The sequence below is a fragment of the Streptococcus sp. HSISS2 genome, assembly GCF_000448665.1.
GTDB classification, from domain to species: domain Bacteria; phylum Bacillota; class Bacilli; order Lactobacillales; family Streptococcaceae; genus Streptococcus; species Streptococcus raffinosi.
Genome location: NZ_CM002133.1, coordinates 1288501 through 1308799 on the forward strand (window position 1 = coordinate 1288501; position 20299 = coordinate 1308799).

At 36.9% G+C, this 20299-nt stretch carries 16 protein-coding genes and 3 pseudogenes; 2 read left to right on the top strand and 17 right to left on the bottom strand.

From position 1 onward, the window contains the following. A pseudogene (locus tag HSISS2_RS05745) lies at positions 1–692 on the bottom strand (glucosamine-6-phosphate deaminase); the annotation flags it as partial. A gap of 150 nt (positions 693–842) precedes the next feature. Between HSISS2_RS05745 and queA the strand changes: the two are divergent. After that, positions 843–1886 (top strand): tRNA preQ1(34) S-adenosylmethionine ribosyltransferase-isomerase QueA, encoded by a 1044-nt coding sequence (gene queA, locus HSISS2_RS05750; protein ID WP_021145829.1) that lies wholly within the window; start codon positions 843–845, stop codon positions 1884–1886. Between the two features lie 96 nt (positions 1887–1982). Continuing rightward, positions 1983–2447, top strand: coding sequence for a YcxB family protein (locus HSISS2_RS05755; RefSeq protein WP_042767030.1), 465 nt, complete (start codon positions 1983–1985; stop codon positions 2445–2447). A gap of 39 nt (positions 2448–2486) precedes the next feature. Here HSISS2_RS05755 and HSISS2_RS05760 read toward each other — a convergent pair whose 3' ends face one another. The 16 genes and pseudogenes from HSISS2_RS05760 to HSISS2_RS05830 form a co-directional block, all read right to left on the bottom strand. Continuing rightward, positions 2487–4214 carry an ABC transporter ATP-binding protein gene (locus HSISS2_RS05760; RefSeq protein ID WP_021145831.1) on the bottom strand — a complete coding sequence of 576 codons (1728 nt, stop codon included), beginning with the start codon at positions 4212–4214 and terminating at the stop codon, positions 2487–2489. Between the two features lie 71 nt (positions 4215–4285). Beyond that, a complete protein-coding gene (locus tag HSISS2_RS05765) occupies positions 4286–6022 on the bottom strand; it encodes an ABC transporter ATP-binding protein (protein WP_042767224.1) in 1737 nt (578 codons plus the stop codon). A gap of 206 nt (positions 6023–6228) precedes the next feature. After that, a complete protein-coding gene (locus tag HSISS2_RS05770; RefSeq protein WP_021145833.1) occupies positions 6229–6600 on the bottom strand; it encodes a type II toxin-antitoxin system death-on-curing family toxin in 372 nt (123 codons plus the stop codon). Continuing rightward, positions 6597–6853, bottom strand: a pseudogene (locus HSISS2_RS05775) (type II toxin-antitoxin system Phd/YefM family antitoxin). Before HSISS2_RS05775 ends, HSISS2_RS05770 begins: the two are co-directional and overlap by 4 nt. A gap of 215 nt (positions 6854–7068) precedes the next feature. Then, on the bottom strand, positions 7069–8250 hold the full coding sequence (locus HSISS2_RS05780) for a site-specific integrase (protein WP_021145836.1): 1182 nt from the start codon (positions 8248–8250) through the stop codon (positions 7069–7071). A gap of 18 nt (positions 8251–8268) precedes the next feature. After that, positions 8269–8502, bottom strand: a complete 234-nt coding sequence (locus tag HSISS2_RS05785; RefSeq protein ID WP_000198709.1) for a DUF3173 family protein — start codon at positions 8500–8502, stop codon at positions 8269–8271. Positions 8503–8505: 3 nt separating this feature from the next. Beyond that, entirely contained in the window at positions 8506–9072 is a 567-nt protein-coding gene (locus tag HSISS2_RS05790; RefSeq protein ID WP_021145837.1) for a replication protein, read from the bottom strand. A 134-nt stretch (positions 9073–9206) separates the two neighbouring features. Continuing rightward, complete coding sequence (locus HSISS2_RS05795; RefSeq protein WP_021145838.1) at positions 9207–9821, bottom strand: hypothetical protein; 615 nt, start codon at positions 9819–9821, stop codon at positions 9207–9209. 1 nt (position 9822) lies between these two features. Then, a pseudogene (locus HSISS2_RS05800) lies at positions 9823–10898 on the bottom strand (ATP-binding cassette domain-containing protein). Continuing rightward, entirely contained in the window at positions 10898–11212 is a 315-nt protein-coding gene (locus HSISS2_RS05805) for a hypothetical protein (RefSeq protein ID WP_042767032.1), read from the bottom strand. Before HSISS2_RS05805 ends, HSISS2_RS05800 begins: the two are co-directional and overlap by 1 nt. A gap of 242 nt (positions 11213–11454) precedes the next feature. Beyond that, positions 11455–12840: a hypothetical protein gene (locus HSISS2_RS11800; protein ID WP_021145842.1), complete on the bottom strand. Its 1386-nt coding sequence runs from the start codon at positions 12838–12840 to the stop codon at positions 11455–11457. Between the two features lie 207 nt (positions 12841–13047). Then, complete coding sequence (locus HSISS2_RS11805; RefSeq protein WP_021145843.1) at positions 13048–13878, bottom strand: hypothetical protein; 831 nt, start codon at positions 13876–13878, stop codon at positions 13048–13050. Next, a complete protein-coding gene (locus HSISS2_RS11810; protein ID WP_021145844.1) occupies positions 13854–14504 on the bottom strand; it encodes a nucleotidyltransferase in 651 nt (216 codons plus the stop codon). The genes HSISS2_RS11805 and HSISS2_RS11810 overlap by 25 nt, the downstream gene beginning before the upstream one ends. Positions 14505–14516: 12 nt before the next feature. Continuing rightward, positions 14517–15209, bottom strand: a complete 693-nt coding sequence (locus tag HSISS2_RS05820) for a hypothetical protein (protein ID WP_021145845.1) — start codon at positions 15207–15209, stop codon at positions 14517–14519. Position 15210: 1 nt separating this feature from the next. Next, a complete protein-coding gene (locus HSISS2_RS05825) occupies positions 15211–19923 on the bottom strand; it encodes a type ISP restriction/modification enzyme (RefSeq protein ID WP_021145846.1) in 4713 nt (1570 codons plus the stop codon). Positions 19924–20219: 296 nt separating this feature from the next. After that, positions 20220–20299: ribosomal protein L7/L12 (locus tag HSISS2_RS05830; RefSeq protein WP_042767033.1), on the bottom strand; the 80-nt coding region annotated here is incomplete at its 5' end.

Consider the following 20299-nt stretch of genomic DNA (forward strand, 5'->3'; position numbering starts at 1 on the left):
CGCAGCGGCTGCCTCATCCAAGATAAGAGTCACATCTGAATGATGTTGTAAGACACTGGCTGGCACTTCCTCTGTTACCGGACCCTTTACCATCTTGAAAATGGCGTCTGCCTTCTTGTCACCATAGGCAAACAAGATAATCTTCTTAGCAGCCATAATGGAAGCAATCCCCATTGAAATAGCCTTTGTAGGAACTTGGTCTCGACTGGCGAAGAAACGGCTATTAGATTCAATGGTGCTGTCAGTCAAGTCAACCACATGGGTTTGACTATCAAAAGACGTACCTGGCTCATTAAATCCAATATGCCCATTACTTCCAATTCCTAAGATTTGAAAGTCAATGACATGTTGGGACAAGATATCATCGTAGTCCTTAGCTGCCTGCTCCAAATCTTCAGCCATGCCGTCAGGCAAGAAGCTCTCTTTAAATGGTTTAGCATTAAAAGATGTTCTTGCATGAAAGCATGATAGCTCTGCTCATGGTCCGGCGCTAGTCCAACATACTCATCTAAATTGACACTGTAAAGTTCTGAAAAATCCACGTCACTCTCAACCATCTCTTGGTAAAGGGCAATAGGGGAACTACCTGTAGCCAAGCCCAAAGTTTGAGCACCCGCTGCAAGGCTCTCTTTTAAAAGGTCAAAGGCAACCTTTCCTCCTTCAAGTTGATTTTTTACAATAATCGTTTTCATTTTTCACACCTCGCTAATTGGTATATACCATTTTCTTTATTATCTCTTTTTTAACCTTTTTGTCAAGCGCTTTCGCTCGACAAGTTTAATGACGGTCGTCCTATATCGTGCTATAATAAAAAGGCTGAACATTTTTAAAAGAGGAAACAAATGAATACAAACGATTTTGATTTTGAACTGCCAGAGGAACTGATTGCCCAAACACCCTTGAAGCAACGTGATGCCTCTAAACTCTTGGTCATTGACCCTGTAACCAAGGAAATGACTGACACCCACTTCGACCACATCATTGACCAGCTTAATCCTGGCGATGCCTTGGTTATGAACAATACACGTGTGCTTCCAGCCCGTCTCTATGGTGAAAAGCCTGATACCCACGGCCATGTGGAATTTCTCCTTTTGAAAAATACCCAGGGAGATCAATGGGAAGTTTTGGCTAAGCCAGCCAAACGCCTTAAAGTAGGTGCTAAGGTTAGTTTTGGTGATGGGCGCTTGACTGCCACTGTCACTGAGGAACTGGATCACGGTGGGCGTATCGTAGAATTTAGCTACGACGGTATCTTCCTTGAGGTTTTGGAAAGCTTGGGTGAGATGCCATTACCACCTTATATCCATGAGAAATTAGAAGACCGTGACCGTTACCAAACGGTCTATGCCAAGGAAAATGGCTCTGCCGCTGCTCCAACAGCTGGTCTCCATTTCACTCCTGAATTGCTTCAAAAGATTGAAGCCAAAGGTGTAAAATTGGTCTACCTCACCCTTCACGTTGGACTAGGAACCTTCCGACCTGTTTCTGTTGAGAATGTTGACGAACATGAGATGCACTCTGAGTTTTACACTCTCAGCCAAGAAGCTGCCGATACCCTTAATAGTGTCAAAGCTGCTGGAGGTCGCATTGTTGCTGTTGGAACAACCTCTATCCGAACACTGGAAACAATCGGCAATAAATACGATGGTCAACTCCAAGCCGACTCAGGCTGGACCAATATCTTTATCAAACCAGGCTACCAATTCACAGTCGTAGACGCCTTCTCAACCAACTTCCACCTTCCAAAATCAACTTTGGTCATGTTGGTTTCAGCCTTTGCTGGTCGTGAATTCGTCCTTGATGCCTATAAACACGCCGTCCAAGAACGCTACCGCTTCTTCAGTTTCGGAGATGCCATGTTCGTCACACGACGTGCTGAGAAATAAATATTAAAAAGAATAAGGTTAAAAATGTAAAAGCATTCTTAACCTTATTTTCATTTACATTTTTCCTATGTTATAATACTTGGTAAGGAGGGAAAAATGTTACCATTTACAATTAAAAGCACAATGACTAGGGACCTTTACCTTAGATTTTCTTGGAAAATTTTTAGACAACATAAATTTGCAATAGCTTATCTGATTATTATGCCTATTCTGATTCTGATATACTGTGTTGCAAATGGTCTACCAATTTACGGTATTTTCTTAGCATCTCTATTTTTGGTTGCTATGTATTACTTAATTAACATGAAAATGAATCGGACCTATAACAAGAATCCTCTAATGCAGGATCTTGAGTCGACTTTTACCTTTGAAGAAGGCCATGTTATCGTCAGCACAAAGAGAGGGACATTAACTCTTAATTATGAAGACATTACTGATATTTATGAAACTAAATACGACATTTTCATGATGACTGGAAAAAACTTTGGTAATCCATTTGTTAAGAAGGATCTTACCGAAGAAGAAATCCAATTTATCAGAAGTTTAAAACATAAAAAGTAAACAAAATGCCCACCAGTTAAAACTGGGGGCATTTTCTGTTTATTTCTCCGCAAACTGGCTATTATACAAATCGTAATAGAAACCTTTATCTGCAAGGAGAGATTCATGGTTCCCTTGTTCGATGATTTGTCCATCTTTAAGGACCAAGATCTTGTCTGCTTCTTGGATAGTTGACAGACGGTGAGCAATGACAAAGCTTGTTCGACCTTGCATAAGGGTCTTCATGGCCTTTTGAATCAATAGTTCCAGACGGGTATCAACTGATGAAGTTGCCTCGTCCAAAATCAAGATTTTTGGATCAGCCAAAAGCGCACGGGCAATGGTCAAAAGCTGCTTTTGTCCCAGTGAAATGTTGCTTGATTCTTGGTTCATTTCCATGTTGTAACCACCAGGCAAGGTACGGATAAAGTGATCCACATTGGCAGCCTTAGCGGCTTCAACGATTTCTTCGTCAGTCGCCTCAAGATTACCAAAGCGAAGATTTTCCTTGATAGTTCCTTCAAAAAGCCAAGCATCCTGAAGCACCATACCAAATTGTTTACGATAGTCTTGACGTGACAAGTGACGAATATCATGACCATCCACCAAGATAGAACCTGCAGTCACATCATAGAAACGCATGAGAAGATTGATAATCGTTGATTTTCCGGCACCAGTTGGGCCGACAATAGCGACCATTTCACCAGGATTGACTTCAAGATTAAAGTCACGAATCAGAGGTTTATCAGCCACATACTGGAAGTCCACATGCTTAAAACTAACTTGGCCAGTCAAGTCTCCTTCAAGCACCTCAGTGGCATCATTGGCCTCGTCTGGTTCATCCATCAGTTGGAAAATACGGTCCAAAGAAGATTTAGCACTCTGCAATTGTCCAGCCAACTGAGTCAAGTTCTGAATGGGTTGGTTAATCTGCCAAACATACTGAACAAAGGCCTGCATATTACCAATCGTCAGACGACCAGCCAAAACTTGCAAACCACCAAGAACAGCAACAATCAGATAGGTCAAATCAGACAAACCATTAAGGACAGGCATCATGAGTCCTGAAATGAAATTGGCCTTAAACCCTACCTTCTGAAGGTCTTCCGTGATTTCTTTAAAGTCATCTAAGGATCTGTCCTCACGACCAAAGAGCTTAAGCACATTGAAACCAGTCAGATTTTCTTGAACAAAACCGTTAAGAGCACCTAGGGCATCAGCCTGCTGCTTAAAATAGGGCTGAGACTTACTCATGATAAAGCGAGCACCAAAGAAAGTAATGGGAATAGTGATGACAACTATAGCCCCCAATTGAAGATTAAGGTAAAGCACTGTCCCGATAACCAAGGCCAAAGTAAAGACCGCATTAACTACCTGCAAAAAGGACTGCTGCAGGGCATTCGAAACTGTCTCAACGTCACTGGTAAAGCGTCCCAAGAGGTCTCCAAATTGATGCTTGTCAAAGTATGACACTGAGGTACGATTGATTTTCTCAGTCATCTCATTACGCATATCCTGAACCGTTGCCTGCACGGCATTGGTCATAAAATAGTTGGAATAGTAAGAAGCCAACTCATAAATGAGACCACGCAAGAGATAAAAGACCAGAACCATACCAACATAGGAAACGTTGATATGAGCACCTTCCACACCCTTGAACATGTCCAGCGTATTTTTAGTCAGTTCCGTAATGGCTAATCCAATCACAACAGGTTCAAGAACACTCATGATGACACTAACAATTTTCAAGAAAATAGCTAGGTAAAGTGGCAAACGATAAGCCTGCAAGTAGGACCAAAGACGGCCAAAACTTGAGGAATGAGTTGTTTTCTTTTATTATTCTTCATTTTGACCTCCTTCTAATCTTCTGTAAGACTCTTTTTATTCAATTGAGAATTGGCAATTTCACGATAAATCTCATTGCTTTCCATAAGCTCTTCGTGACGGCCACGACCAACGATTTCACCCTTATCCAGAACAATAATCTGGTCAGCATCCATGATAGTTCCCACACGTTGCGCCACAATCAGGACTGTCGCATCCTGGGTAACCTCTTTAAGACGACGGCGCAAGGTCGCATCTGTCTTGTAGTCCAAGGCAGAGAAGGAATCATCAAAGATATAGACATCAGGACGTTTAACCACTGCACGTGCAATTGACAAACGCTGCTTCTGTCCCCCAGAAAGGTTGCTACCACCCTCAGCCAAGTGAGAATCGTAGCGTTCTTCCTTACTTTCAATAAATTCCTTGGCCTGAGCCACATCCGTAGCTTGATTCAATTCCTCATGACTGGCATTTTCCTTACCATAACGGATATTTTCACCGATAGTCCCTGTAAAGAGCAGGGCTTTTTGTGGAATAAAGCCAATCTTACGACGAAGAGCCTTAAGATTGTAGTCACGAACATCCACACCATCAACAAGAATGCGTCCAAGTGTTACATCATAAAAACGTGGAATCAACTGTACAAGAGAGGATTTTCCTGAACCCGTAGATCCGATAAAGGCAATGGTTTCACCAGGTTTTGCCTTGAAAGAAATGTTGTGCAGCACAGGACTTTCCGTTTCACCAGGATAGGCAAAGGTCACATTGTCAAATTCCAAATATCCCTTAGTTTCAGTCTCTGTCACCCCATCTTCATTTGGATTAATAGAGATAGGCATATCCATAATTTCTTGCAGACGTTCACTAGACACCGCTGTACGAGGATACATGGTAAAGAGATTAGCTAGGAAAAGGAAAGACAAGAGTGCATGGAAGCTGTACTCAATAAAGGCAACCAAGTCACCGATTGCTAAAGTCCCAGAACCTAATGGCTCAAGAGCAAACCAAACAATGGCCACAATCATAGCGATGATGATTTGTACAAAAAGTGGCTCGGTCAAACCAGTCAATTTGAAAAGTTTGTTTGAATTATCCGCATAGACAGCATTTTCAGAGGCAAACTTTTTCTCTTGGAAATCTTCTCTAGCAAAAGCTCGAATGACACGAAGTCCAGTCAGATTTTCACGAGCATACTGGTTAATTTTGTCGAGAGTTGCCTGTTGTTTTTCAGAAAGCGGACGCGTTTTTACCGCCACATACCAGACTACTATGGCTAGGAAAGGCAAGGAGATGGCCACAATCCAAGCCAAAGATGGACTTGTCGTCAAAATCAAAAAGACACTGGAAACCATCATCAAAGGAGTGATAACCCCTAGCTTAAGAACCTGATCCGCAAACTGCATAAGCACAAAAGCATCTGATGTAATACGAGTCACCAAAGAGGATACCCCTATCTGCTCATACTCGTGGTGGGAATACTCCTGAAGCTTGGCATAAATATCATTACGCATGACCTGCACCATCGTGGTCGTTAACTTACCAACCGCATAGGCCAAGAGCACACGACCAACAATCCCAGTCAAAACTACACCAAACATGACCCAAGCATAGGTATAAAGCTTGTCAGCATCCCCACGGTTTATTCCCTCATCAATCATTCTGGCAAGAACCGTCGGCAAGCCCAGGTTAGCAATAACAAACAAAATGGCCGCCGTAAAATTCATCACCAGCCACTTAGGATAACGTCTGAGATAAGACCAAATATAAGCCATAAATTTCTCCTTTTCTTTTTTATCAATTACCATGCCTTTAGGATTTTTATAGTTATTTACAACCACTAAAGCCGTAACGTAAAAGACACAGAAAAAGGGCGTGACAAGCACGCACATCACCTACATTCTAACAAATGAAAATATTAAAAGCAATAGAAAAACCAGAGCTGATGCCCTGGTTTTCTATCTATTTTGCTATCACTAAATTAATGGGATTGTATAAATTCCAATATATCTTCATAATCTAACTCTGACGCTGCCGCACCAAGACCTAAACTAACAATTTCATCGTCTTCACAATCTAAAATAATCCCATTTAACTCTAAAAAGACAAGCATGGTGAAAACTGCTATACGTTTATTTCCATCTAAAAATGCGTGATTTTTTACCAATGAATAACACAGTCTCGCTGCTTTCTCTTCAATTGTTGGATAGCGCTCAACACCAAAATAAACTTCAAACGCACTAGAAAGCGAAGACTCAACTAGCCCCTTGTCTCTTACGCCACCCAATCCTCCAGTAGTATTAATAAGCTGACCATGCAACTTTAAAATTTGGTCTGTTGTCAATCGCTTCATTTAGCTAATTCCTTGAAGGCATCTAAATGACGAGACAAAACAGAGTTAGCCACATCGTCAACAGTAGTCTGCTCTGCAACTTCCGCTCCAGCTTGCTCATTTTTAATTAAGGCATCATACTCTACCAATACATACTTAGGCTTGTTATTTTTAAAATAACTGCAGTTCCTTTGCTGTCGACCATACGAGCAACTTTAGAAAAATTTTGGTTAGCTTCCGAAATAGGAACTAAATTTTCAAGATTAATCTGCATCATAATACCCTCCTCAGACTTATCATAGCATTTTTTTGAGATAAAGTCAGAAATTAGGATACTTTTATCCTAAATAAGTTAAAAGCAACAGAAAAACCAGAGCTTATGCCCTGGTTTTCTTTATTAAGCGACTTGAGTCGTTACCTTATTATTTAAGAGTAACAGTTACACTAATCCTTGAAACGCTGTTTTAACAACATTTCTGTAATTAATTTTTAGCTTAGTGGGGTTTTGGTGGGGTTTGCCGATACTCCAAACTTAAATAATGCTTGAGTGATATCTTTACCGCCTGTTGCTTTTTGACTCTCATAGATATGTGCATAGGTGTTTAAGGTTGTTGCTTTATCCACTCTCCCAGAACGTTGAGAAACATATAGCACATCTTTCCCAAGAACGTTTATCAAGAAAGAGTCATGTGAATGTCTAAGTCCCTTACCACTTATTACTTCTACTCCTGCTTTCTTAGCTTGACGTTTTAGAATTCTACTCAATGTGCATTTACTGAGTGGTTTTCCGAATCTAGCTAACACGTAGCTGTCATCATCATTTTCCACTTGAATTGAACGCCATTTTTGAAGAACATTTACAGTTTCATCATCTAACTCAATCCACCTTATACCAGCTGAAGTTTTAGTTTGATTTTTGCGAGTAAAGACTCCGTTTCCTTCATACTCAAGTGTACTTTGAACATGTAAGAGCTTTTTGTCGAAATCAATATCAGACCAAATTAAACTTAATCCTTCTGATACACGAAGACCCGTAAAGAAATAGAGCCATATAGCAGTAAATCTATGCCTTTCTTCATAATCCCGTAGGTCAAAGGTGGCGACTACTTTTTTTAAGTCTTCTAGAGTCCAAAACTTTGTATCTGGTCGTTTCCCTTTCGGATTATCAAGAGATTTGCAAGGAAATTCATCAATATATCCCAGCCTCTCTGCGTACCCAATACAATGCTTAAATCGAATCCATACGCCTTTGGCATAATTTGGTGAATACTTTTCAATCAGATATATCCTGAATTTTTCGCACTCTCGAACATCAATTTCAGAAAGTCTTTTGCTACCAAAGATTTCAACAAACATTTTGTGATGTGTTAAAGCTGTTCGATAAGTGACAGCTTGAACCGTTTGTTTGTAATAAGGTAGATATACTTCTTCCATGTATTGAGAAAAACTTAGATAGTACCCATCATTATTATCTTTCATTTGGAATTCAACCCTCACTCTACAAAGTTCATCATATGCTTGCTTTTCGGAGCGAAAGGGATTTCCAAATTGGTCTTTATAGCTTTTTTTGCGTTGGCGTTTACCAGTTATATTATTAGCCTTGAACTCAGTTTGATAATATATTCTTCCTTGTTTATCCCGTGATACACCACGATATTTTTTACTTGCCATTTTCTAAGTTTCCCTTCTTTATTTAAAAGGTAACTCGAAGCCTAACAAATCTTCTACAATATAAGTAGGCGCAAGGTCTAGTCTAGAATTTTCAAAGGGCGATTTCCTCAATTTTACCAAATTATTTGTAGAATTGCTAGTTTCTTCAAACTTTGCTACTGCTATCGCTTTTGATTGTTTAATAATATTTCTTGCAGTATGCTCTGGAAAGCCAAGCTCCATTAATCTTTTATGATTTATTGTTCTTGTCAATCGTTACTTCCTCCTTGCATATCTTCTTGAATCCAAATATTTCGCAAAGAAATAGGTTTTGTCCATTATTAAGTTAAGTAAGTGAGGATTTTCAGTTCTCGCATATCTAACCAGATTATTAAACTCAGTAAAATTATGTTCTTCGATAATATCAATCACTAGAGATAAAAATTTATCATTGTTATTGCTAATGAGAAACTTATCTAATTCAAATCCGCAACCTGATTCAATGTCATTGATATCATATAGTGTTTTATCTGGATTATCCGCATGAATAAAGTAGTCATACATTCCTTTAGGGGACATAATAACTTCAATATGACTAGGCGTGTTCAAGTGTTTAGTCAACAATTCAGATACCTGAGAATAACTCTTGAGTGATTCAAAGAAGAGCGCTCCATGTTTGTGAGCCTTTTTTAATTCCCCTGTTTCCTTGTTCACGTCTCTATCGTGCCACGGACTCAAAGCAAAGGGAATATGCAAGTTTTCAAGTACCTCTAAATAATTTTCAGGCGCACTTTCCTGATAGAGCAGAAATGCCCATTTATTCGATCGTTTATCTTTTGTCATATACTTCCTTTCGTGATTATTGATTATTGGTGTAATGGGGGTCGTAGTAACCCCATTACACACGAATTAAAACAGCGATAAGAAAGAGTGGTGCTTTTGGCTTTCACTTCGTGAGCCAAGCACCACCCTTTCCCTTATCGTTTAGCACCTGTAAACCAAAGTTTGCTTTTCTCCCGAATTGGTGCAGAGAAATAATACTTGGGATTTCGGCTCGAAATTTCCTCCTTGATATGTTCTTCCATTTCTCTTAAAAGTTTTTGTGCCTGTTGAGTTTTAGGGACTTTTAGAAAGACCGAAACAGAATCCTTTCGGACATCCACCGTGCATATAGAAACCACCCGATTGAAACTTCGTAGAACGGGATTAAACCGTGTGACTGTCTGATTTTCTATTGTCATAACAGGTTCAGAATGTTCTTCCTGTCTAAGAAATTGTCTCAATCGTAAAGTTTGGTAAACAGACTTAAAATAATTCCAGACAGAATCTTTCATGATTCGCTGACAGAGTTCAATCACGATTAGAATAATGGCAATCAGTATAAGCAAATATGTTAATGACTGAGCGTATTGTTCTACCACTTGTAACTTAGATTGAATATCTACAAAGACTGATTGAGAGTTCAAGAAAGAACTTACCTTGGTTTGGTTTGACAGTACATGGAAGCCATAACTTAGAAAGAAAGCAATAAAACCAAAGAAAAACAAATTCAGATTCAGGTTAAACGTTTTTTGGAAGAAACTTCTTTTCATTTTATAAAATACCTTTCTTAGTGTAGTAGGTCGGACAAAGGAGTGGCAATACTTGATAAGGGTGTTCATTATCAATGATTTGAATTAAGCCAGTACCTTTTCCAATTGGTATGACAATACCTTCTGGGTCTAGGTCAGGGAAGAGAAACTGAGTCGTTTTCTTATTGATGTTGCCAATTTGAATCAAGACATTTAACTGTTCTCTGACTGAAATCGGAATCGTGTTGTGGTCAAAACGCTGGCTTACAAGAAGCAAGTGAATCTTAGTTGCCCGACCCAATAGGGCAATTTGAGAAAGTAGTGAGAAAAAGGATTCTTTGATAACTTTGTTTACACCTTCAGAAAGGGCAAGGACTTCATCAATAACGACGGTTAGATGGTCAAATTCGTGGTCAGGATTATCATAGAGAATTTCTTGGCGTTGTTGGATAAGGTCTAAGCACGAGCTTAGATTCTCATTGATTTCTGATACAAAATCAGACTTAGAGCGATTCTTTTGAGGGTGAATCACTGCAATACCATTTTCTCTTGCCCATCTACTTGGGGTATCATACTTAGGGTCAACGATAATCAGTTCAGAAATCCCTTTTAAGAGGCTCAGAAAGTAGGTCAGAGCATAAGATTTACCTGAGCCTGAATTTCCTGCAATGGCTAAGTGATTGACTTTGTTATAATCAAGAGACAAATTTTTCATGATTGGAATCAGATTTTCCTTTTGAAAGCTTGCGAAATCTTCTAAGTCAGAAATGACTAAGCGTTCAGATACACCTTCTTTCCATGGGAAAAACAGTCCACGCTGAACATGAATATCTTCTGTATCAAGTGCCATGAAGTAGGCGGAGTTTTGTTTCAGTAGAGTGAAGAGAGGAAAAAGTGAGGCATTAGCGATGAGGAATATTTTTGATAGAGTTCATCATCAATAATATATCCCGCTGGTAAGCGGGGAAGAAAGAGAAATCCCTCTTCCATAATCTTACAATCAAAGCTATTGGTGTAGCTTGTTTCCCCTTGCATAAGAGCTCCAAGTCCCATATTGAGACTTTGAAGGAGATATTGCGACAATTCTTTCTTGGTCATTATTTGACCTCCTTGAGATTATCGGCTTTGAAATAGACATTGAAGCCGACCTCACAGGCTTGAAGGTTTTCAAATTGCACCATTGCCATATAGGCTGGTAAAGTCGCTTCATTTTCAAATTTCACCATGAAAGGCGGAAGCCCTTTTTGAGAGAACCAAGCCTTATAAGCGATAATCTCACCAGTAGGCTGCCCCTCTTCAAACCTAATTTGTGGTTCAAATTCTACACTCAAGCAATGAATTGCTTGCTTTGAGTCAATGTATTCATTTGCTGTATTGACTGAATAGCCACTTTTACGATTACGTGTTTTCATATTTGATTTTCTCCCATACTCAGTATTAAGAATCAGCAACTTCCTAACAAGTGAATCAAAAGATTTGCAACTCTTTTGATTGGTCACCATCAAAGCCTTGCTGTGCTTTGATGATTTAATTTTATGATAAATTTAGTAACCATATTTGTTGATCGGGTTGTTATTTTTTTGACAACAAAACAAATTTATCAACAACTTGAGAAAATAAAAAAGACTGACTTAATCTATCAATTAAATCAGTCCTATTTTGAAAAGCGTCTAAGTTCTTTTTCTGTTACGAGGCGTAATAAATTATTTTGAATAATAATAAATGTTTCTATAGCTTCATGAATTTCCTCATTCAGTCGAGCTTGCCACCTACTCATAATTTGGCTATTATTTGTAAAATATCCTGGAATATTCATATTTGTGAAATGCGTAAAATCATACCAATCCCTGTCAAAAGCCTTCATTTCTTCAAATGAATTAAAATCAGAGCTTCGATAAATTGGACTAGATTCAATAGTAGGAATTGGAACCGAAGTTGATTTTCCCCAATATTTTGTGACTATCGCTTGGTCAATAATAGCATCTATATCAACTTCACGCGTTTCAACATATTCTGGAACTTCTTTAATTATTATACCAATCTTTTCATACTCTTCTTTCTCTTCATCAGAAAGTACTAAGAACTTACCTCTCTTTAACAAATTTTCAAATAATTCTGCACGTTCTTTTCTCTTAAGTTCAGTATCTAAATTGAATTTTTCAAAATCATTATTCAAATTTATTTCTACAGATTTTTCCCTTTTTATTTGTAGAGGTATAGTTTTTTGATATGACTCAGGTATATCCTCATATAAAAATCTTTCAATTAAATCCTTAACCATGATACCAATTTTAAATATACTATTATTCTTCAATTTTTCAACAATATCTGGAACAATATGCTGAATAAACTGCTCCTCAACCCACGTATAGATAACAGAGTTCATGGATGAATATTTAAAATCATTAAATAAGTTTTTTGCTAAGTATTGGCGAAATGATCGTATAAATTTGTCACTACAAATCATCCATAATTTTTCTTCCATATCGACAATATCAATAACAGTATCTTCATTAATGGGTTTAGAACTACAATTTCTACCAATATTGTAACCCTTCCCTCCAATATATATTGTCTTATCCCACTCCTTATTTACACAATCCATAAAAGTTTCATCAGACTTCAAAAAATTATATCTTTGAATGTTGTATTCTCCAAAAAAATTAGCTAAAGCAATAACAGCTCTTTGAAGTTTTATATCTAATTGACTAAATGCACCTTTTTTATATCTGTGCATGTCAACATCTAAATTTCTTCTAGATACAAGCCCAAACATGTTACTAAAGAACCCTAGTAACAATTCCTCAAACTCTGATTCTGACCCGAAAATAATCTCCTCCTTACTTATATTAAAAGTTATTTCGTAAGCCTCTAGAACTGTATGAGTTATGAAATTATCTCCCTCATTATATTTCATATTTTCAATTTTGCTGATTGCTGATTTATCTGCAATATCGTCTTGCCTAAAGCTACTATTACTTCTTAAATCCGTACAACGCTTAGAAATAGACTCAACTAACTCAGTCTCAAAATTAAACACTATTACCTCCCTCTTATACCTTAGTTTTCTGCCTCAGTCAGGCCAAACAACTCCATAACCAAGTTATCACTATCAAGATGTAACAATTTATTCTTGATTGAATCGAGTATTTTCCTAGACTAGTTAATTAAAATATAGAGAAATTAGAAGGTGAACCCTGTAAAATAAGGACAATATAAAAATAAATCATCATTCGAAAATCCTCCTCTATCTTAGAAAATCAAGTGAAAAATCATCAGCGATATTAACCTCAAACGGTGAGCTTTTCCCATAACATATGCCATTTTTTACTAGATATGCTTCAACATAATGACGTCCCGCATAACGAGTACTCTCTTTTCTAACTTTCTTCCCCTCAATTAATTCTGAACTATAAAAATCACCTCTTAAACAATTCGCATTTTCAGCTTCTTTACCTGTGTTAGTAACTTGCCACCATATTTCGTAATCTTTTAATCTTTTAGCTTGTACTTCAAATCTCAAATCTCCATGTTTATTTAATATCGTACCGCTTTTAATTTCCTTCCACCTAAATCCAGAATGCAAATACTTTGCCTTAATTGAGACTTCTTCTTTTGAAAGATTTAGCCATTTTGACTTCTGGTGGTGTGGTATTAAACTTACACTGGTGATTGGTAGTTGATTTTCACAATCTCTAAATAAACTTCTCCTGAGATATTGAATTTTATCAGAATAAGATAAATTATGATTTCTGACATTAAAATCTGATTCTAATTGTTGTAACCAAATTTTAAAGAATTCAAAATAACTGCTATCTTTATCCCACTTGCTTGAAAGAACTTCTTCCTCATTTACAGGATTATGAACACAAGGCTTTCCATTTCTTATTTCTATTCCATCTTTCAAATGTTCTATAACATAGTTCATAATATCCAAAAAGTCACTGTTATACGAACTCGCTGACTGGTACTGTTTTGCTGCTAAAGTAGTAATGATGATAGAGCTTGGCTTATGCTCAATATCATCTGCAAAACAAACCTCAGCGTGTCTTTTCAGAATCTGTACAATCCTTTGCAATGGTGTTTTAACCTTATATTCGGGAATTTTTCAATGGAAGCATAAAATCTCTTAGCAACTTCTTCTTGATATATAGAAAATTTTGAGATATCTCTAAACCACTTAGCATATCCTTTAGGATTACTTGTTTCCCAATCAGTAGATACTTCATAATAGTTATTATTACTTTTATCTGTGATAGCTATATACCCATCATCCTTTTCATTTAAGGGTACTGACGGTAAAATATCTATATGAAAATTGTTCTCATCAACATATTTTAATGTCCAACATCGCTTACTTTCCTCTGGGGCGTTAGACATTGATTGTGATTTAGCATAGCTTTTTACAATTTTTCCTAAGTCATATTTTAAAGAAAATTGAGACTGTCCTTCTCTTCTCAAACCTGTAAAGTTACAAACTATATCTATATCGTAGGCTCCATCTTCTGTTAGAGGTTTGATTGCCGTCCCCAATTTAAATGAACCCTGTAAATATATATCAGGTCTATAAGAACTAAGTTCTGAATTTTTGATATAGTCGGCGATTGAATTATATCTCTGAGTAGCTTTTTCATATTTAGAATCTGAAACATCTAACTCCTCAATGAGGCTTTTTATCTCTTTTGGGATAACAATATCTACCAAATTACATTCCTCCTAAACTATATACCTAGCAGTGGCAGAAATTTTTTTAGAAAGTCCATCTTTAGTAAAGCAAAACTTCTCTATATATTCAGCTTTAACAGGGAGATAATGTTCACTTTTTAACACATCATCCAGTACTTCCTTTGGTATTTTCACTTCAAAAATTTCAAAGATTTTAAGTTCGTCCATTTGAAAGTGAGTTGAGAACGTGATAGGTTCTTTAACAGTCTTTAGATATTCAACCTGTGATTGTTTTATCAGATTTTCAATAGATATACCTGATGGTTCCAATTCTTCAATAAGTTCCCTAATGACCGTGATTTCTCTATTCTTTTTCGTATCAAACCAGTCAAGAAATTTTACAAGATGTTTGCCTGTTGTTACTAGTCTTAAATCACCATTTTCATAAAAATGACTTTCAGATTCATCTTTTAATTCTAGATTTTCCTTCAGCCCATTAAATGAATCGTAGTATTTATAAACACCTCCAATTGGCTGATATTGGTCTATTCGATTTCCCCTTATTAACAGGTATTTGTTATTATATCTTATTCGAAAAAGATAAGCACAGCTCAATCTTATATTTTTATTCCAACGAATAAGTGATTGATAGTATATTTTTAATCTTAATCTATTATGAAAAATAGTTGAGGCAAGAAAAGTAATAAATGCAACAATCAGATTAACAAAAATATCCTGTATCATTTTACTCCTCCACTTCAAACTTAGGCAGGCTATTCACCAAATCTACCGTCTGCAAAGACACATTGATAATCCGTAACAGAAGATTGAAGATATATTTCTCATCACTGCTATAATCATTCGGGTCATCAGTAATCCCAGATTTCTTATCTGTCTTGACCTGATATTGATCCATTATCCACTCAATAGCAGAGCGACCATTAACCATATAGCTATAAGCCTTTTCTGGAATATTGCTGATGGTGATTTCATTATTAAAGATAATGGTAGATAAGTCATTGACAGACTTGCCGTTCTCATCTCGTTTTTTAGCAAACTTCATTTTTGTTACTTTATAGCTTGAACTTGCTAAAGGTGTAATCTCTACACCATCATAAACTGGTACCTCCTCGTAGTTGAGATGTAAATCCATGAGTGCCTTGCCAACTTCAACATATTTTTCTTTGTTTTTAACAATCGGAATTCGAGCCAAATCTTTCTTCAAATCATTGGCATACTTTTCCTGATAGTCACGAGAATTAAGCAGACCATAAACATAGGCAAAAGTATCATCTAAAGTTAATCCGAGCCTATCAGCAAAAGATTGATTCATATTATCATTAGACTGAAAAAGTGCTGTTTCATCAACTTCATTATCATAGCGCATGAAGCCTTGACCTTTTTCCATAAAATCATTACTTGGTAAATAATTAATTACTAAGACTGAGAAATCCCTAGAAGAACCACGTCCAGTTGTATTGATGACAAGGTTTTCTTGACCGAATTTATCAAAATAGAGACGTGCTTCTTCGTTAAGATACTGATCATGATAAACCCATTTTTTAGTAAAGGGTCTATATAGACTTTGTTTTATTCCATTAGGTTGATAAGTAACCTCAAAGCCATTAGCAGCAAGGCGTTCAAGTTTACGAGACCAATTAACATAATCTGCGTTACGATTTAATTGACCTTTTCTTTCACTAGATGGTACATCTTTCAGTCGTTCTAATTCGCTATTGTAATTTTGAATAAGACGTTGTGTGTTTTGTATTACCTTTTCCTTTGAGTAACCATACACCCATGAATCACGACTTGTTAAAATACCCATAGAATTATTTAAGAAAACAGAATCCTGCTCACCAGCTAGAACAGCATACTTCTGATAATTTGGGTCACGTTGATTAAGCCAGTCGTTATTGTTATCAGGTGTAATCTCTTGCCAATCAATAGCTGAAATGTCCCCAAAATCAGAAATAATGTTGAGTTTGTCCTTCTGTGATAAGTAGTCGCCAATATCATGATAGTGAAGTTCATGGCTGTCAGAATCATCTTTAACAAGAATAGAAATAGCTACTGGTGTTCGACTACCTGAACCAAATATTTTCCCACCTTCCCTTCGAGATTGTTCACCAAGAGTGCGTTGGTCACCACGAAGGTTAAAGATATAGAGATGATTAAATTCTTCATAGAGACCTGCACGTAGACCATCTGCAGAGTTAGTATTGAGATAGTTACCATTGGTTACAAAACCAATCACTCCGTTGTTTTTGAGTCGGTCAGACGCCCAACGGAAAGCTTTTACATATGAATCATAAAGCCCTCTTGTTAATCCTGCATTTGATTTTGCCACATAGGTATCCGCCAAGCGTTTATCCAACTTCGGATAAGAAATATTTTGATTATTATCATTCTGACTGCTTTGACCAATAGAGTAGGGAGGGTTACCAATAATCGCTGTAATCGGCTTTTCTTGTTGGCGTTTGAGACGCTCATCATTTGTCCCAAAGAACGAATCATCAAGTGTATCCTCTTGTTCTGTTGATTCAAAGGTATCAGTCAAGACAATTCCTTCAAATGGTGTATAAGGTTCATCACCATTGATGTCATCAAACACGGCTTCGATATTAATCGCAGCAATATAATAGCTTAAAAGAACTATTTCATTGGCGTGAAGTTCCTGTGTGTATTTTCTCAAAATATCACTATAAGTGATTTCACCCTTATCCATAAGAGATTTAAGATATTGTAGCGTGCGCGTAATAAAAGTACCTGTTCCTGTAAATGGATCAAGAATATGAACATTTTCACTTGCTAATGTTTTATCAAAATGTCTACGTAAGACCACATCAACAGATCTAACGATAAAATCAACTACTTCAACAGGTGTAAAGACAATTCCTAGACGTTCTGTTGTTGACTTGAAACCAGTAGAAAAGAATTTATCATAAAGAGTGATAATAATTTTTTGTTTAGCTTGTGCATTATCAATCCCTTCAGCACGTAAACGAACAGATTCATAAAATAGTTGCAATTCTTTTTGTTCTTTCTCAAAGCCATATTGAGAGAGTTCGTCAATAATTTTTTCCATGGCTGAGCTAACAGGATTATTCTTAACAAAACTATACTCACCAAACAGAGCATCAAATACTGGTAAGGTAATCAAGTGTTGAGCCAACATTTCAATAGCTTGTTCTTGGTCAATGGATTCATTGATATTATGCTGTAAACTACGTAGAAAACGCTCAAAAGCTACCTTGCTATCTGGGTTTTGCTCTAAAATAATCTTAATTCCCTGAATGTGGCGGCGTGCAATATCAGCAACATCTTTAGACCAGTCTTCCAGATAACGTCTATCACCCACTTTTTGAACAATTTTACCGTAAATAGCACCTTCTACAGCTTCCCATTCAAGTTCTAATTCAGTTTGATAAGGTTTAAATGGTTCTTCAATAACCGTTCCATCACCATTTGTATTAAACTCAGGATCATCAGGTGCACCACCAACCCCAATAACTTGGATATTCTTAGGTTTCTTTTTATTGAGTTCTAATTTATTGATGGTTGCTTCAAAACGTTCATCAACAGAACGAAGTGCGTTTAAAACTTGCCATACCACATCATAAGACTTGTTATTGTCCAAAATGGTTTCAGGTGTTTCACCCGCTGGAACAACAATCGGTAAGATGATATAACCGTAGTCTTTCCCTTCAAACTTACGAATGATACGGCCAACAGCTTGTACAATATCAACTTGTGATTTTCGAGGTGAGAGGAAAATAATAGCATCTAAATTTGGAACATCAATGCCTTCTGTCAGAAATCGGACATTGGATAAGATACGAGCTGAGTCTTCTGGAATGTCATCACTGGCTAACCAGTCCAAGGCTCCATTTTTTTCAAGAGCATTCATACCACCATCAACATGACGGACATTGACTGAATACCCTTTATCACTATCTAAATAATCATTAACGACATTTTCAAATTGCTCTGAAAGGCGTTGACTATCTTTAATAGTGCGTGAAAAGGCAATAGCCCGCTTCATTGGCTCACCAGATACTTTATCAGCAAAGCTTTCACGTTTTATCATACCATTCCATACACCGATGATACGACCAACATCATCAATATTTAAACCATTTTCAGAATCTGACAGTGACTTTTGCATATCCTTTTGGACAACTGTTTCATCAACTGCTAAAACCATTAATTTATAATCAGTCAAGATATCATGGCTAATAGCATCACCAAAGCCCAAGCGATAAAATACGTTGCCATAGAGAGATTCATCATCCATACTTGAAATAACAATGGAATTATCTTCTGCCTTCTTTTTAGCATCTACACCATACAATTTTGGTGTTGCAGTTTGATAAAGTCTTTTAACTCCTCTAACGTTTAAATTACTATGAACTTTAGTAAATACAGAAGCTTCTTCACCTAAAGCTTTAGCTCCAGTAGTTCGGTGAGCTTCATCTGCAATAATCAAATCAAACTCTGGAAATCCGTTTTGTTGAGCTTCACCAAGAACATCAATAGACTGATAAGTACCAAAAACCACTAACATTTCTTTTTTAGGATATTCCATTAACTCTTGATAATTTTCAACAACCTTCTCTGCAGATGTGGTTGCGGGATATCCAATATCGCTTGCTTTTATTGTTAAATTTGATTCATCTTGCTTAACAGTGCCACGACTAGCATTTCTATCACTGGTAACAGCCATAGAGGACATCGTCAACTCAGTGTCATTATTCCAACCTCTTAAGGTCTGAGTCAAAAGTTGAATACTAGGAACAAGATAAAGTACCGTATATTGTTCTTGTTCAGCTTCCTTAGCCATAGCTTCTGCCACTTTCAAACTGGTAAATGTTTTTCCAGTTCCCGGAGCCATGATAAGTTGACCACGGTCATTCTCTTTAAAGTGCTCTAAGGCAGATTTGATAACTTCTCTTTGATAGTATCTCGGTTTCTTTTTGGCTTTTACAGTGACTTCTTCTGGACGATCAAAAGAGAACTTTGTCCAATCAATACGAGAACTTCTTAGGTCAGATAAACCAATACGAATAACATCGCTTCTGTCAGACAAAGCATTTTCTGCATTTTTACCCCATTTATCAGTCGAGGCTACTATAATTCCTGATTCATAATAGTTTTTTCCAAGCTCACTTAAGAACGAATCAATATTGGCTTTTTGAATGGCATGATTGTAAAACTTAGCCTGAATAGCAACTAATTCACCAGTAAATTTTTCCGCAACCAAATCAACACCGATATCAGCTTTTGGTATGCCAAATTCAGCAGGAACATCAGCTAACATCCATACATTTTTAAATTCATTTTGGTAAGTTGGTTCATTCTGGAAATATGCTCGGACTAAATATTCAAAATAAGTACCTCTATCACGCTGAGTTTCAGCTAAACCATTGATTTGTGCGACTAGATTATCAAAAGTCATCTTAGTTACCTTTCTCCTCAAAGGTAAGGGATGACTGATGGTGTTAGTGTATTACTATGTAATACACTAAGGGTACCCTTAGTGTATTACTATGTAATACACTAAGGGTACCCTTACCCAAATATTCTTTTTTCCTTTATTATACCATGATTTTTTACAAAAAATAAAACCCCACCAAGATTTAATCTTGGTGGGGTTTTGGTGGGGAATGAAATCATTCCTCCGATTATTAATCGCTCTAAGCAATTCTAAAACCTTGATTTACTAGGCTTCCGCAATCAAATTGCGATACTCTATTATTTAAGAGTAACTGAAGCTCCAGCTTCTTCAAGTTTAGCTTTAAGTTCTTCAGCTTCAGCTGCAGCAACACCTTCTT

Coding starts and splice junctions, on each gene's coding strand:
- HSISS2_RS05820 (WP_021145845.1), bottom strand. CDS start 15,209: ATGATACAGGATATTTTTGTTAATCTGATTGTTGCATTTATTACTTTT.
- HSISS2_RS05780 (WP_021145836.1), bottom strand. CDS start 8,250: ATGGCAAGTAAAAAATATCGTGGTGTATCACGGGATAAACAAGGAAGA.
- HSISS2_RS05825 (WP_021145846.1), bottom strand. CDS start 19,923: ATGACTTTTGATAATCTAGTCGCACAAATCAATGGTTTAGCTGAAACT.
- HSISS2_RS05795 (WP_021145838.1), bottom strand. CDS start 9,821: ATGAAAAGAAGTTTCTTCCAAAAAACGTTTAACCTGAATCTGAATTTG.
- queA (WP_021145829.1), top strand. CDS start 843: ATGAATACAAACGATTTTGATTTTGAACTGCCAGAGGAACTGATTGCC.
- HSISS2_RS05770 (WP_021145833.1), bottom strand. CDS start 6,600: ATGAAGCGATTGACAACAGACCAAATTTTAAAGTTGCATGGTCAGCTT.
- HSISS2_RS05755 (WP_042767030.1), top strand. CDS start 1,983: ATGTTACCATTTACAATTAAAAGCACAATGACTAGGGACCTTTACCTT.
- HSISS2_RS05805 (WP_042767032.1), bottom strand. CDS start 11,212: ATGAAAACACGTAATCGTAAAAGTGGCTATTCAGTCAATACAGCAAAT.
- HSISS2_RS05790 (WP_021145837.1), bottom strand. CDS start 9,072: ATGACAAAAGATAAACGATCGAATAAATGGGCATTTCTGCTCTATCAG.
- HSISS2_RS05765 (WP_042767224.1), bottom strand. CDS start 6,022: ATGGCTTATATTTGGTCTTATCTCAGACGTTATCCTAAGTGGCTGGTG.